This window comes from Telluria sp. Soil_C_11 (assembly GCF_057657395.1).
Map to the genome: position 1 here is coordinate 85,008 of NZ_JBDGIN010000005.1, position 14,802 is coordinate 99,809.

Annotated in this window: 11 protein-coding genes; 3 read left to right on the forward strand and 8 right to left on the reverse strand. The window is 67.9% G+C overall.

Annotation, left to right across the window (positions count from 1 at the left end; translation table 11 throughout):
- The first annotated feature begins 4 nt into the window (after positions 1-4).
- Positions 5-415 (forward strand): post-PEP-CTERM-1 domain-containing protein, encoded by a 411-nt coding sequence (locus AC3A6M_RS10675; RefSeq protein ID WP_487852701.1) that lies wholly within the window; start codon positions 5-7, stop codon positions 413-415.
- Positions 402-1,982, forward strand: a complete 1,581-nt coding sequence (locus tag AC3A6M_RS10680; RefSeq protein ID WP_487852702.1) for a PA domain-containing protein — start codon at positions 402-404, stop codon at positions 1,980-1,982. The genes AC3A6M_RS10675 and AC3A6M_RS10680 overlap by 14 nt, the downstream gene beginning before the upstream one ends.
- 92 nt (positions 1,983-2,074) lie before the next feature.
- Here the strand turns inward: AC3A6M_RS10680 and ppa are convergent, their stop codons facing one another.
- The 5 genes from ppa to hemC form a co-directional block, all read right to left on the reverse strand.
- Entirely contained in the window at positions 2,075-2,611 is a 537-nt protein-coding gene (ppa, locus tag AC3A6M_RS10685; protein WP_487852703.1) for an inorganic diphosphatase, read from the reverse strand.
- A gap of 106 nt (positions 2,612-2,717) precedes the next feature.
- Positions 2,718-3,914, reverse strand: a complete 1,197-nt coding sequence (locus AC3A6M_RS10690) for a heme biosynthesis HemY N-terminal domain-containing protein (protein ID WP_487852704.1) — start codon at positions 3,912-3,914, stop codon at positions 2,718-2,720.
- A gap of 18 nt (positions 3,915-3,932) precedes the next feature.
- On the reverse strand, positions 3,933-5,096 hold the full coding sequence (locus AC3A6M_RS10695; RefSeq protein WP_487852705.1) for a uroporphyrinogen-III C-methyltransferase: 1,164 nt from the start codon (positions 5,094-5,096) through the stop codon (positions 3,933-3,935).
- A complete protein-coding gene (locus AC3A6M_RS10700) occupies positions 5,093-5,875 on the reverse strand; it encodes a uroporphyrinogen-III synthase (protein WP_487852901.1) in 783 nt (260 codons plus the stop codon). Before AC3A6M_RS10700 ends, AC3A6M_RS10695 begins: the two co-directional genes overlap by 4 nt.
- Positions 5,875-6,780 carry a hydroxymethylbilane synthase gene (gene hemC / locus AC3A6M_RS10705; RefSeq protein WP_487852706.1) on the reverse strand — a complete coding sequence of 302 codons (906 nt, stop codon included), beginning with the start codon at positions 6,778-6,780 and terminating at the stop codon, positions 5,875-5,877. The genes AC3A6M_RS10700 and hemC overlap by 1 nt, the downstream gene beginning before the upstream one ends.
- A gap of 250 nt (positions 6,781-7,030) precedes the next feature.
- Between hemC and ppc the strand changes: the two genes are divergently transcribed.
- A complete protein-coding gene (gene ppc / locus AC3A6M_RS10710; protein WP_487852707.1) occupies positions 7,031-9,862 on the forward strand; it encodes a phosphoenolpyruvate carboxylase in 2,832 nt (943 codons plus the stop codon).
- 124 nt (positions 9,863-9,986) lie between these two features.
- Here the strand turns inward: ppc and AC3A6M_RS10715 are convergent, their stop codons facing one another.
- The 3 genes from AC3A6M_RS10715 to rpoD form a co-directional block, all read right to left on the reverse strand.
- Complete coding sequence (locus tag AC3A6M_RS10715) at positions 9,987-10,721, reverse strand: hypothetical protein (protein ID WP_487852708.1); 735 nt, start codon at positions 10,719-10,721, stop codon at positions 9,987-9,989.
- 98 nt (positions 10,722-10,819) lie between these two features.
- Positions 10,820-11,635 (reverse strand): transporter, encoded by an 816-nt coding sequence (locus AC3A6M_RS10720; RefSeq protein WP_487852709.1) that lies wholly within the window; start codon positions 11,633-11,635, stop codon positions 10,820-10,822.
- Positions 11,636-11,766: 131 nt separating this feature from the next.
- Positions 11,767-14,460, reverse strand: coding sequence for an RNA polymerase sigma factor RpoD (gene rpoD, locus AC3A6M_RS10725; RefSeq protein WP_487852710.1), 2,694 nt, complete (start codon positions 14,458-14,460; stop codon positions 11,767-11,769).
- Between the last annotated feature and the right edge of the window lie 342 nt (positions 14,461-14,802).

Consider the following 14,802-nt stretch of genomic DNA (forward strand, 5'->3'; position numbering starts at 1 on the left):
AGCCATGTCCAAGCAAAAGATGTTGACCCTGACCATGCTGGCCGCGCTGTGCATGCTGGCCTCGCTGAGCATGCACGCCAAAGCGCAGGAAAACAAGGAAGGCATGGTGGTCGTGCGCGACCCGCAGACCGGCAAGATGCGCGCGCCGACGCCGGAAGAGTTGCGCGAGCTGCGCGCCAAGGCGCCGCCGTCGACCGCCGCCATGGCCGGCGCGGCGCAGAACAAGCCGCTGTCGCGGCGCGACGGCGCGCGCGGCGTGCGCCTGGGCGAGAAGACCATGGTCTACGAGGTCGTCACCCGCGGCGCGGACGGCACGCTGTCCAGCCGCTGCGTGCAGGGCGAAGCCGCCGCCGACGCCGCCCTGCGGCATCCCGTCAACGCCACGCATGAGGAGGATCGCCATGAAGCCCGCTGACACATCGGAAAACTGCGCAGGAAACTGCGCGGACAACGGCGCGGAAAGCGGCGCCGGCAACGGCGCGCCCGGCAGCGTGGACGGCAACGCGGCCGGCAAGGCTGCCGACAAGTCCGGCGCGCATCCGCGCCTGCAGCAGGCCGCCGCGGTCGGCGTCGCCACCATCGCCCTCGCGCTGGCGCTGGCGCTCGCCGCCATGACTAGCGCCCATGCCGCCGCCAACATCGTGATCGTCAACAAGAACGCGCCGGGGGTCGGTTTCAACGACCCGACCCCGGTCGCGCCGGTCGGCGGCAACCCCGGCACCACGCTCGGGCAGCAGCGCCTGAACGTGTTCCAGCGCGCCGCCGACCTGTGGGGCGCAACCCTCGACAGCAGCGTCACGATCCGGATCGGCGCCTCCTTCGAGCCGCTGTCCTGCACCGCCAACAGCGCCGTGCTGGGCTCGGCCGGCGCGAACGAGATCTGGACCGACTTCAAGAATGCGCCGCGCGCCAGGACCTGGTATCCGAGCGCCCTGGCCAGCAAACTGGCCGGCGAGGACCTCGCCACCCCGGGCGAGCCGCACATCATCGCCCGCTTCAATTCGCGGCTGGGCCTGTTTCCGGACTGCATGCCCGGCTCCGGCTTCTACCTCGGCCTGGACCGCAACTTCGGCAGCCAGATCGATCTCGTCACGGTGCTGCTGCACGAGTTCGCGCACGGCCTGGGTTTCCAGACCTTCACCGACGACGAAACCGGCGCACAGATCCAGGACACGCCCTCGGTCTGGGACTACTACCTGCTGAACAACCGCAACAACCACAGCTGGGTCGAAAGCACGGCCGCCGAGCGCGCCCAGTCGGCCGTGACCTGGCGCGGCCTGTCCTGGAACGGCCCGCGCGTGACCGCCGCCCTGCCGCAGGTCCTGGGGCCGATGTCGAACCTGGCGATCTCGGGCGCTTCGGCCGGCCAGGCGATCGGCAACCATGAAGTCGGCGACGCTTCCTTCGGCCCGCCGCTGTCGAATCCGCCCGTGAGCGGCCAGCTGATGCCGGTGGTCGACCAGGCCGACGGCAGCGGCCTGGCCTGCGAGCCGCTGAACGCCGCGAATGCCATGGCGGTGCGCGGCAACGTCGCCCTGGTCGACCGCGGCGCCTGCGATTTCGTCACCAAGGCGCGCAACCTGCAGGCCGCCGGTGCGATCGGCATGGTGCTGGCGGATAACCAGCCGGGCGACGTCGCCGGCATGAGCGGCAGCGATCCGGCCATCGCCATCCCGGCGGTGCGCGTGACCCAGGCCAGCGGGGCGGCGCTCAAGGCCAGCCTGCAGCGCCGCTCGCGCACCCGGTCGGACGTCATCGCCAGCCTGGGCCTGAACCCGAACCAGCTGGCCGGCACCGACCCGCAGGGACGGATGCTGATGTACACGCCGAACACCTACTCGCCCGGCTCGACGGTGTCGCACTACAGCACCGAGGCCAAGCAGAACCAGCTGATGGAACCCGCCATCAACGACGACCTGGCCCACGAGACGGTGCCGCCGCGCGATCTGACGTATCCGCTGCTCCAGGATATCGGCTGGTAATGAGCGGCCGGTAGCTCAAAAAGAAAAAGGGCCGGCCACCCTCGGGTGCCGGCCCTTCCTGCTGTCCGCGTCAGCGCCGCTGCGCCCAGCGATTACTTCTTCTGGCCTTCGTAGGTCTTCACGCCGCTGAGGATTTCTTCCTTGGCGGCGTCCGGGCCTTCCCAGCCCTCGACCTTGACCCACTTGCCCTTTTCCAGGTCCTTGTAGTGCTCGAAGAAGTGCTGGATCTGGCGCAGGGTCAGTTCCGGCACGTCTTCGTGGGTCTTGATGTTGGCGTACAGCGGGGCCAGCTTCTCGACCGGCACGGCCAGGATCTTCGAATCGCCGCCGGCTTCGTCGGTCATCTTCAGCACGCCCAGCGCGCGGCAGCGCACGACCACGCCCGGGATCAGCGGGAACGGGGTGATCACCAGCACGTCGCACGGGTCGCCGTCGTCGGCGATGGTGTTCGGAACGTAGCCGTAGTTGCACGGATAGTGCATCGCGGTGCCCATGAAGCGGTCGACGAAGATCGCGCCGGATTCTTTGTCCACTTCGTATTTGACCGGATCGCCGTTCATCGGGATCTCGATGACGACGTTGAAATCGTTCGGCACGTCGCGGCCGGCGTTGACGTTGTTCAGGCTCATGGCTTGTCCTTGGGTTCTTGGGTTGCTGTAGGAATAATAAAGGGGGCCATTATAGCGAATCGGCCTGGGCTTGTGCGCCGCACAAGCCGGCCCCCACTGTTCGGTTTCAGAGCACCGTTGCCAGAGCGCACTGGCGGAAGTGGCGGTTCGCCTCTTCCTGCTGGCCGAGGGCTTCGTGCAGCTGGGCCAGCTTCAGGTGGGCTTCGCGCACGTGCTCCGGATTGGTCGCGTCGAGCAGCGCCTGTTCCAGGTAGCGCTGGGCCTTGCCCCACAGTTTCTGGCGCAGGCACAGCGCGCCCAGGGTCAGCGCCAGCTCGGCATCGCCCGGATGCTCGCGCAGCCAGCCTTCGCATTTCTCGATCTGGGCCAGCAGCGTGGCCGAGCCTTCCGGACCGGCGGCTTCGCGGTAGGCGCGCACCACGCGCTCGTCCCACTCGGCCTTCAGGGCATCCTCGACGATCATGCGGGCTTCGTCGTGCAGGCCGCGGGCATTGAAGGCGCTGGCCGCGCGCGCCGCGATGTACGGCTTGCAGCGGTCCGCGCCCGGCACCGTCGACCACAGGCGGCGCAGCGACTCCGCATCGTGCCCGCCTTCCGACAGCAGGGCTTCGTAGGCCATCTCGCGCAGGCGGCTCGACAGCGCCGGATGCAGGGCGTTGCGCTTGTCCAGGGTGCGCACCAGGCGCAGCACCTCGGGCCAGTTGCGGGCCTGCTGGTTGGCCTTCATCGCCCACTGCAGGGCGTGGATGTGGCGCTGGCCGCTGGCGTTCAGTTCGAGCACGGCTTCCAGCGCGCCTTCCGGCTTGTGCTCGTCGACCAGCAGTTCGGTGACCGTCATCAGGCGCGCGGTCTTCAGCGCCTGGTCCTGCACGATGCCGGCCAGCCAGGCGTCGCGCCGGGCCGGTTCGCGCATGCGGTGCGCGGCGCGGGCGCCGATCAGGGCCGCCAGGCCGGCGTTGTCGGGCAGTTCGGCGGCGCGCATCGCGGCCTTTTCGGCATGGCCGAAGCGGCCCTCGAACAGGGCCTTCAGGGCGTCGCGCAGGCCGCGGTTGGCTTCGCGCTCGCGCTTGCGCAGGCGGTACTCGGCCACGCGGGCCGGCATGTCGAGGGTGGCGCGCACCGCCCGGGCCAGCACGTACACGACCAGGAACAGCAGGGCCGTGAGCACCACGAACAGGTTCAGCGACAGGTCGATCCGGTGCGGCGGGTAGAAGAACACCACATTGCCGGGGTTGAAGCGGGCGGTCACGGCGATGCCGATCGCCGCGGCCATCAGGGCGACTAACCAGAGGAGCAAACGCATTGTTTCAGTTCCTCCGGCTTACGGTTTGGATTTGTAGTTGCGCACGGCGTTCAGGCTCTCCGACAGGTCCGGCACCTCGATGGTGACGTTGTTGGCCTGGACCTGGCGCAGCAGCGCCAGCGCAGCCTGGGTCGAGCGCGCCTTGGTGTCGAAATACCGGGCCAGGGTCTGCTGGGCGCTGGTCAGGTCGTCGCGGAAGGTGCCTTCATTGCGCGACAGCAGGGCCAGGCGCGCGTTCAGCAGGCGCAGCTTCAGGTTCTCGCGCACGAAATACGATTCGCCGGGCGACAGCATCAGCGCGTCCGGCGTGTCCACCGTGCGCACCCGGATCAGCTGGCGCATGTCGTCCCACATCTCGTGGCTCCAGTTGCGCCAGGTGTCCAGCATGCGCCGGCCGAGCGACAGCTCTTCGGCCGGGACCGTTGCCGCAGCCTTGCCCGGCTGGCCGGCCTTCGCGGGCGGATTCGCGCGCGCCGGCGCGATCGGCTCGGCCGGCTTTTCGTCGGCCAGCAGCGGCAGGTTGTCGATCTGGCCGATGACGTTATCGAGGCGCAGGGCGATGCCGGCCTGGTCGACCTGGGGCAGCGACTTCAGCTTGTCGATGTCGCGCGCGATCGCGCGGCGGATCGTGATGAATTGCGGCTTGTCGGAACGCGACAGCGAACGGTCGGCATTCTGCAGCGCGATCAGGGCGCCCTGCACGTTGCCGGCCAGTTGCAGCTGCTGGCTGGCGGTGGACAGCACCTGCTCGATCTCGGACAGCGCCCACTCGTCGCGGTTCTTCGAGATGTCCTGGTACATCTGCTCGAGCGCGGCCTGCTGGCTCTGCGACTCGGCCTGGCGGCTTTCCAGCACGCCCACCTTGACCTGCAGCTCCTTGGCCGTCTCCTGGGTCTCGCGGACCAGCTGGGCGGTCTCGGCGTTCGAGGCATTATCCTTCTGCAGGGTCTTCGCCACATCCTCGCGCAGCCGGTTGAAGCGGGTGTGGGTCGACCAGGTCTGCAGCGCCAGCAGCACGGCCAGCGCGATGATCGCCACGTTCTGCGGCTTGTTCAGCAGCCCGCCGACGCGGGTGACTTCGGGCACGCGCGGCTCGGCCGGCGGCGGGGCGGCATAGGTTTCCGGCGGGACGATCTGGCCGCCCTTGCTCGATTTTTCTGGATTGTTGGGCAATTCGTTCATGCTTGTGATTGTAACGCGGCAAGGAGGCGCTCGTCGCCGGAACCGCTCAGGGCCAGCCGGGTGAAGCCGAGCGCGCGCGCCGTTTCGTGGATGCGCACATGCGGCACGATCAGGCGCTGGTGACGGAGTTGATGTTGCAGTTCGTTGGCGTCCAGCCGCTCGACCAGGGACACCAGCCCGCGCAGCGCTTCCGAGCTCGTGATTATCCAGTCGTTCGGCCCGGCCAGCAAGCCGGCCAGTTGCGCGGCCAGTTCGGGGGTCAGGGCCGGCACCGCGCGGCGGTAGGCCGTCACCGTCTCGACCGCCGCGCCGGCGCCGCGCAGGGCGTCCGGCATCAGCTCGCGCCCGCCGTCGCCGCGCACCACCAGCACGCGGCGGCCGGCCAGCCGGCCGAGGTCGAGCGCCTGCAGCAGGTGCTCGGAATCGCTGTGGGCCGGATCGAGCGGGCAATGGATGCGGACGCTGCCGCCGGCCACGCCATGCCTGGCCAGCGCCGCGCGGCTGCCCTCGCCCACCACGGCGATCTCGACGCCGTCGGGCCAGCGCCCGATGTGGGCGAAGGCGGCGTCGATCGCGTTCGGCGAGACGAACACCACCAGCGCGTACGAGGCCAGGTCCGCCAGCACGCGGCGCAGCTCGAGGGCGGCGGCGCTGTGTTCCGGCAGCGGCGAGATTTCCAGCAGCGGCAGCAGCACCGGCCTGCGGCCGAGGGCGGCCACGGCGCGCGCCAGCGGCTCGGCCTGCTGGCGGGGACGGGTGATGACGACCGCGGCCGGCATCAGGGTGCGGCCGACTCGGCCTTGCACTCGGCCAGGATGGCGTCGGCGTCCTGTTCGCGCAGGCGCTGCGAGACGCGCTGGCCCAGCTTGTCGGGGTCGTCGACGGGGCCGCTGCCTTCGGCGAAGGCGCTGCGGCGGCCGTCCGGGGTGGCGACCATGGCGCGCAGGCGCAGTTCGCCGCCCTCGACGATGGCGTGGGCCGCCAGCGGAATCTGGCAGCTGGCGCCGAACACGCGCGAGACCTTGCGTTCCGCGGCGACGGCGCGCGCGGTGGCCTCGTGGTTCAGCGGCGCCAGCAGCGCGCGCAGGTCGATGCCGTCGCGGCGCTCGCCGGCCACGATCTCGATCGCCATCGCGCCCTGGCCGGCGGCCGGCAGGCTTTCCTCGATCGGCAGATAGGCGCGGATGCGGCTTTCCAGTCCCAGGCGCTTGAGGCCGGCGGCGGCCAGGATGATCGCGGCGTAATCTCCGCGGTCGAGCTTGCCGAGGCGGGTGTCGAGGTTGCCGCGCAGCGGCTTGATCACCAGCTGCGGATAGCGCGCCGCGATCAGGGCCTGGCGGCGCAGGCTGCTGGTGCCGACCACGCTGCCGGGCGGCAGCTCCGCCAGGCTGGTGTACTGGGTGGAAACGAAGGCGTCGCGCGGGTCTTCGCGCTCGAGCACGGCGGCCAGTTCGAAGCCGTCCGGCAGTTCCATCGGCACGTCCTTCAGCGAGTGCACGGCGAGGTCGGCGCGCCCTTCGTGCATCGCGACTTCCAGCTCCTTCACGAACAGGCCCTTGCCGCCGACCTTGGACAGGGTGCGGTCGAGGATCTGGTCGCCGCGCGTGGTCATGCCGAGGATATCGATGTGGCAATGCGGATATAATGCCGCGAGCCGGTCGCGTACGTACGTGGCCTGCCACATGGCCAGTCTGCTCTCGCGCGATGCGATAATGAGGCGAATTGGCCCGCGCTGCGTGTCAGTAGTGTTCAAAACAATTTCTTTCACTGTCGTTGTGCCTGGATCGGCCGGCGCCGGTTGGCGGCATGCCTGTAATCACAAATTCTAGCATGCGGCCCCTTGCAGAACCGTGGCAACCGCCATGGCAGAGTTGTACCTGTGTGCCCCGATGTTTCCCTTCGTGGACCCCCGTTAATTCAACCTGTGCTCGATAATGAACAAAGCTGCAAACTCCGATCCCCACGCCCCTGTGCAAACCTCGGCCGACGCTGCAGTCCAGGCCGGCGACAAGGACGCGCCGCTGAAAGAAGACATCCGCCTGCTCGGCCGCCTGCTGGGCGACGTGCTGCGCAACCAGGAAGGCGAGGCCGTGTTCGACGTGGTCGAGACCATCCGCCAGACCGCCGTGCGCTTCCGCCGCGAGGACGACCCGCAGGCCGCCGCGGAGCTGTCGACGCTGCTGAAGAAACTCACGCGCGAAGAGACCAATTCGGTCGTGCGCGCGTTCTCCTACTTCTCGCACCTGGCCAACATCGCCGAAGACCAGCACCACGTGCGCCGCCGCCGCGCGCACCAGCTGGCCGGCTCGAAGCCGCAGCCGTCGAGCGTCGCGTATGCGCTGGCGCGCCTGCAGGATGCCGGCGTCGGGCGCGAGCAGGTCGAGTCCTTCCTGCGCGAAGCCCTGATTTCGCCGGTGCTGACGGCCCACCCGACCGAGGTGCAGCGCAAGTCCATCCTGGACGCCGAGCACGACATCGCGCGCCTGCTGGCCGAGCGCGACCTGCCGCTGACGCCGAAGGAGCGCGCGCACAACCTGATGCTGCTGCAGGCGCGCGTGGCGACGCTGTGGCAGACCCGCATGCTGCGCTACGAGAAGCTGACCGTGGCGGACGAGATCGAGAACGCCCTGTCCTACTACCGCACCACCTTCCTGCGCGAGCTGCCGGCGCTGTACGACGACATCGAGGACGAGCTGCAGGCTTCGCTGGACGGCGCCACCTACCTGCAGATGGGAAGCTGGATCGGCGGCGACCGCGACGGCAACCCGAACGTCAACGCCGACACCATGCAGCGCGCCCTGGTGCGCCACGCCACCACCATCTTCGACTTCTATCTCGACGAAGTGCATGCGCTGGGCGCCGAACTGTCGACCTCGACCCTGCTGGTGCCGTCCGATGCCGCCCTCGAAGCGCTGGCCGCGGCCTCGCCCGACACCTCGCCGCACCGCGCCGACGAACCCTACCGGCGCGCCCTGATCGGCATCTACGCGCGCCTGGCCGCGACCGCGCGCGGCCTGGGCGCCACCAACCCGCTGCGCAAGGAAGTCGGCCATGCCGACGCCTACAGCGGCCCGGCCGAGTTCCAGGCCGAGCTGCAGGTGCTGGCCGACTCGCTGAACGCCAACCACGGCGCGATCCTGGTCAAGCCGCGCCTGGCCGGCCTGCTGCGCGCGGCCGCGATCTTCGGCTTCCACCTGGCGTCGCTCGACATGCGCCAGAGCTCGGACATCCACGAACGCGTGCTGGCCGAGCTGTTCAGGCACGCCGGGGTCGAAGCCGACTACGCTGCCCTGTCCGAGGCGGACAAGGTCAAGCTGCTGCTGGCCGAGATCGCCCACCCGCGCCTGCTCTACACGCCCTATGCCGAGTATTCGGAAGAGACCCAGTCCGAACTGGGCGTGCTGCGCATGGCGCGCGAGGTCCGCCAGCGTTACGGCACGCGCGCGATCCGCAACTACATCATCTCGCACACCGAGACCGTGTCGGACCTGCTCGAGGTCCTCCTGCTGCAGAAGGAGACCGGCCTGCTGCGCCCCGGCGAGAAGCAGTGCGACGTGATGGTGATCCCGCTGTTCGAGACCATCCCCGACCTGCAGCGCGCCGGGGAGATCATGGGCGAGTGGATGGCGATCCCTAGCGTGAAGGAGCTGATCGAACAGCAGGGCCGGCTGCAGGAAGTCATGCTGGGCTATTCGGACTCGAACAAGGACGGCGGCTTCCTGACCTCGAACTGGGAGCTGTACCAGGCCGAGCTGAAGCTGGTGAAGGTGTTCGCCGACGCCGGCGTCAAGCTGCGCCTGTTCCACGGCCGCGGCGGCACGGTCGGCCGCGGCGGCGGCCCGAGCTACGACGCGATCCTGGCCCAGCCGCCGGGCACCGTGAACGGCCAGATCCGCCTGACCGAACAGGGCGAGATCATCTCGTCGAAGTTCTCGAACCCCGAGATCGGCCGCCGCAACCTCGAGCTGCTGGTGGCGGCCACGCTGGAAGCGGGCCTGATGCCGCATGGCGAGGACCCGGCGCAGGTGGCGCGCCTGGCGGTCTACGAAAAGGTGATGGCCGAGCTGTCCGAGCGTGCGTACCAGGCCTACCGCAACCTGGTGTACGAGACCCCGGGCTTCACCGACTACTTCTTCGCCGCCACGCCGATCGCCGAGATCGCCGAGCTGAACCTGGGCTCGCGCCCGGCCTCGCGCAAGTCGAGCCGCCGCATCGAAGACCTGCGCGCGATTCCCTGGGGCTTCTCCTGGGGCCAGTGCCGGTTGCTGCTGCCGGGGTGGTATGGCTTTGGCGCGGCCATCTCGGGCTGGCTGGATGATGAAGAAATGCGCGGCAATCGCGAGGAACGCCTGGCGCTGCTGCAGGAGATGTTCAGGCAGTGGCCCTTCTTCGCCACCCTGCTGTCGAACATGGACATGGTGCTGGCCAAGACCGACCTGCCGATCGCGCGCCGCTACGCCGAACTGGTGCCGGACGCGGAACTGCGGGACCGTATCTTCAAGCGCATCGCGGCGGAGTATGGCGAGACCCTGCGCTGCCTGGAGCAGGTGACCGGGAACGCCGAACGCCTGGCCGCCAACCCGCTGCTGGCGCGCTCGATCCAGAACCGCTTCGCCTACCTGGATCCGCTGAACCACCTGCAGGTCGAGCTGATCCAGCGGCACCGGGCGCTGTCGCAGGATCCGGAGCGGATCGACGTGCGGGTGCACCGCGGGATTCACATGACCATCAACGGGGTGGCGGCCGGCTTGCGCAATACCGGGTGATCTCGCCACTCGCTAAAAGCCGTCGCCCCCGCGCAGGCGGGGGCCCAAGTTGACTTTCGTTGCGACTCGCAGAACTTGGGTTCCCGCCTGCGCGGGAACGACGGCGACTGCGGGAACGACGTGATCAGGCCTTCTTCCCCGCCTGCTCCGGATAAGCCTCGTCGATCGCCTTGACGATCTCCCTGCAGGCATCGATGTACTGCTGGTAGCGCGTGTAGTGCTGGCTGCTGGCAGCCATCCGCGCCAGCAGGCGCTTGCCTTTCGGCGAGGTGACCAGCGCAAAGTGCGCGCGCGGATCGTCGCTCTCGAGCGTGTCGTCGCGGTAGGTGCGCAGCTTCTCCTGGCGCGACTGCCAGCCGCCTTCGGAGGTCCTGATCTGCGGGAGCAGGCTCTGGTACAGGTTGAGGATGCGGTTCAGGTTGGCCGAATCCTCGATGTTGTTCAGCTTCCCGCTCATCATGAAACCGTCGAAACGGCTCTTGTTCGGGAAGAAGTACCAGTTCGCGTCCATGTAGTCGTAGGCCGCGTTGAACTTCTTCCAGTCCGGCTCCTTGCCGGCTTCCAGGCCGGCGAGATAGGCATAGTTCGCATCGAACTTGCGGTAGTCCGCCTGCATGTTGGTGAGGGTGTCGATGTCGTCCTTCAGGTCGCTCTTCAGGCCGACCAGGAAGGTGCGCACTTCCTGCTGCTGGTGACGGTGCTCGCTCAGCCCGTGCAGCCAGATGCTCATGCTGACGGCGAACACGATGATGGCGATCTCGATGGCGATCTCGCGGATCCGGTGCGAGACCCTGTCTTCCTTCTTCGTCATCAGGTGGATGACGTTCTTGCCGTGCTTGGCGACTTCCAGATCTGCCATGGTTTGCCCTGCGCAAATGTTAAGTTATCAACATCGTAGCACGCAGAATTGCAAAATTACAACTATCTGGAAGGGCCACGCCAGCGCGCCGGGCGCTCTCACAAGCGCAGCGACAGCCCGAACGTCAGGCTGAGATCCGGCGTGCGGCGGTTCAGGCCATGCGTCACTGCGGCATCGACCTGAAGATCCTTGTTGACCAGGTAGGTCAGGCCGGCGTCGAACACGGCCTGGGTGCCGCCGTGCGAGGCACGCGCGATCTGGGGCGCGGCCAGCTCGGCGAAGCCGTGCAGGCGATCGCTGAAGGCCTTGTCCAGTTCCACCGCCAGCACCCCGTAGCCGTAGCGCGCGCCGCGCTCGTCGCTGTCGACGCCCACGCCCGGCATCACGGTCAGTTCATGGCCACCCGGCAGTTCCCAGTCGGCGGCCAGGCGCAGCGAGGGGCGCACACCGCGTCCGCGCAGATCCCGGCTGCCGCTCGGCAGGTCCGCATGCAGCAGCACGCCCAGCGAAGGCTTGCTCCATTGCCCCTCCTGCTGGTCGGCCAGATGCCATTTCACGCCCAGCGAGGTGTCGGCGTAACCGGCCGTCACGGCATGTTCGCCGCTGGCGGGATCGGTATCGTGGACGATGGTGCGGCCATCGGTCTCGATGCGCAGTTCGGCGCGCTCGCCCAGGCCGATGCGCAGCAGGGTCGGCGTGCTCAGGGTGCGCTCGTGCAGCTCCGGGTCGCGCCGGCGGTCCCACTGGAGGCCGGTTTCGAGCTGGAAGCGGCCCTTGCCGACGACCTGGCTGGACTCGGCGACGCTGGGACGGTCGGGCGAGATCGTATCGTCGTCGTCGGCGGCGGCGGCGCTGCATGACCAGGCCAGGCACAGCGCGGCGACCAAAAGGGGGAGCGGGGTTGCGTGGGGCATCTGGCGCAAACGGGTCGGGTTGTCGGAAACGCCAGTATCCCCGAGCGCAGCGAAGGATGCCAATACGGTTGAAAAAAAACTCCCCGGCCCTTTCGGGTCCGGAGAGTTTTCGGTAGCGGCAGCCCCTGGGCTTACTGGTTCTGCAGGAAGGTCTTCAGCTTGTCCGAGCGCGACGGCTGGCGCAGCTTGCTCATCGCCTTGGCTTCGATCTGGCGGATACGCTCGCGGGTCACGTCGAACTGCTTGCCCACTTCTTCCAGCGTGTGGTCGTTCGACATCTCGACGCCGTAGCGCATGCGCAGGACCTTGGCTTCGCGCGGGGTCAGCGAGTCCAGCACTTCCTTGATCACGCCGCGCATCGAAGCGTGCATCGCGGCTTCCAGCGGCGCCAAGGTGGCGTTGTCCTCGATGAAGTCGCCCAGCTGCGAATCGCCGTCCTCGCCCATCGGGGTTTCCATCGAAATCGGCTCTTTCGCGATCTTCATGATCTCGCGCACCTTCGATTCCGGCATCTCCATCTTGGCCGCCAGGGTCGCCATGTCCGGCTCGCTGCCGGTTTCCTGCATGATCTGGCGCGAGATGCGGTTCATCTTGTTGATCGTCTCGATCATGTGCACCGGCACGCGGATGGTGCGGGCCATGTCGGCGATCGAACGCGTGATCGCCTGGCGGATCCACCAGGTCGCATAGGTCGAGAACTTGTAGCCGCGGCGGTATTCGAACTTGTCCACGGCCTTCAGCAGGCCGATATTGCCTTCCTGGATCAGGTCGAGGAATTGCAGGCCGCGGTTGATGTACTTCTTCGCGATCGAGATCACCAGGCGCAGGTTGGCCACCGTCATTTCGCGCTTCGCGGTGCGGGCGCGCTTTTCGCCGGCCGCCATCTGCTTGTTGATCTTGCGGAGATCGGCCAGCGGCAGCGCCACGCGCGCCTGCAGGTCGATCATGCGCCGTTGCAGTTCCATGATCGCCGGCGCGTTGCGCGACAGGACCGCGCTGTACGGGTAGGCGCAGTCGACTTCGCGCTGCACCCATTCGAGGTCCGTCTCGTTGCCCGGGAAGACCTTGATGAAGTGGGCGCGCGGCATGCCGCAGCGGTTCACGCAGATGTCCAGCACGGCGCGCTCGATCGAACGCACTTCGTCCATCTGCCCGCGCAGGGTGTCGCACAGCTTTTCCACGATCTTGGCCGTGAAGCGGATGCCCAGCAGCTCGGTCGAGATCACTTCCTGGGCCGCCATGTAGGGCGCCGAGCCGTAGCCCTGGGTCTTGAAGGCGTGGCCCATCTTGTCGAACTGCTTCTCGATCAGGGCGAACTTGTCGAGCGCGGTCTTCTTCAGCGCGGCCAGCTGTTCGGCCGAATAGCCGGCGGCGGCGCTGCCGCCCGTGCCGCCCTCTTCCTCTTCCTCGTCCTCGATCTCTTCTTCGTCCTCGTCGTCCGACGAAGCGGCGGCCGCCGACACCGGCGCAGCGCTGCCCTCGTCCGGCTCGATCAGGCCATCGACCACGTCATCGATCTTCAGCTCGTCGCTGGCGATCTTGTGCGACAGGGCGATGATTTCCGAGATCGTCACCGGGCAGGCGGAGATGGCCTGCACCATGTCCTTCAGGCCTTCTTCGATGCGCTTGGCGATGGCGATCTCGCCTTCGCGGGTCAGCAGCGACACCGCGCCCATTTCACGCATGTACATGCGGACCGGGTCGGTGGTGCGGCCGAAGTCGGAGTCGACGGTCGACAGCGCGGTCGCGGCGGCGGCTTCGACCTCGTCTTCGCTAGTCGGGGTCACGACGGCGTCCGACAGCAGCATCATTTCCGCTTCCGGGGCGCGCTCGTAGACGGCGATGCCCATGTCGTTGAAGGTCGCGATGATGCCTTCGATCGCTTCCGGATCGATGATGTTTTCCGGCAGGTGGTCGTTGATCTCCGCATGGGTCAGGTAGCCGCGCTCCTTGCCCATGTTGATCAGGTTCTTCAGCTGCTGGCGGCGCTTTTCCAGCTCTTCGCCCGAGAAGCCCTGCTCGGCGCCCAGCATGCCCGGCACGCCCTTGGCCTTGCGTTCGCGCAGCTTCGATGCCGCCTTCATTTCGGCGCGCTCGACCGCGTTCAGCGCGGCGATCTCGTCGTTTTCCGGCACGAATTCGCTCGGCTTGCGGCCGCGGCGGCCCGGCACCTTCACCTGCGGCAGCAGGTAGCCCGAGGTATCGATCGCGGCCAGTGCGGCGGCGTCGGTGGTGGTGCTAACGGTGCCGGTCGGGGTTGCCGGTGCGGCGCCGGACGCGCCGGCGTCGACGCGGCGGGTGCGGGTGCGCACCACGCGCGGGGCCGGCGCAGCTTCGGCAGCGGGCGCGGCGGCAACCGGCGCCGGTTCGGCGGCGGGCGCCATCGCCGGCGCCTCGACCGTGGCTTCGGCAGCGGCGGCCTTCAGGGCGGCCAGCTTCGACGTGCGCTTGCGCACGATCACCGGCGGCGCGGCGGGCGCCGTCGGGGTCGGGATCGGATCGGCTTCGTCGGCGGCGACGGCCGCGACCGGGGCCGCCACCGGGGCGTCGTCGTGGACGGTCTCGGCCACGGCCTCGGCGGCGGCTTCGCCGGCGGCCACTGCCTGGTCGAATTCCACAGGCTGGAGTTGCGCTGCCTGGGCCTGCTCGGCCTGCGCCGCTTTCAGCGATGCCAGGCGGGAACGCGTCTTAACCACCGTCACCTTGGCCGCCGCTTCCGTTTCGAGGAAGTAGGAGGTCGCGGTTTTCGGCACTGCCAGCTGCGCCGTGCTCTTGGCCGGCGCCTTCTTCGCTGTCAGTGTCAATGTCTTGGCGGTGTTTTTCATATGAACATTCTCCAGTCGAGGCGGGGTGCGCGCCTGCGAAGTCAATAAGCCACCTGGTCCGCTTGCGGACCCTCTGGCAAGGAATAACGGGATGGCCCTAACTAAGGGCAGATGGGCCGGAAATCAAGCACAAACGACTGCACTTCCCGGCACGCATTCATGGCGGCCTGGAGAGGCGGCACCGAAACGCGCGGACAGGTGGCAAGGGCAAGTCGAACTATGGTTGAAATCGCGGTTTAGCATGTCGGAACGAAAAAAAGCCCGTGGTGAAACGGGCTTGAGCTATTTTCCCAAGGGAGAAATAGAGGAGACAGGCATATTATGCACCACGGAAATATTTAG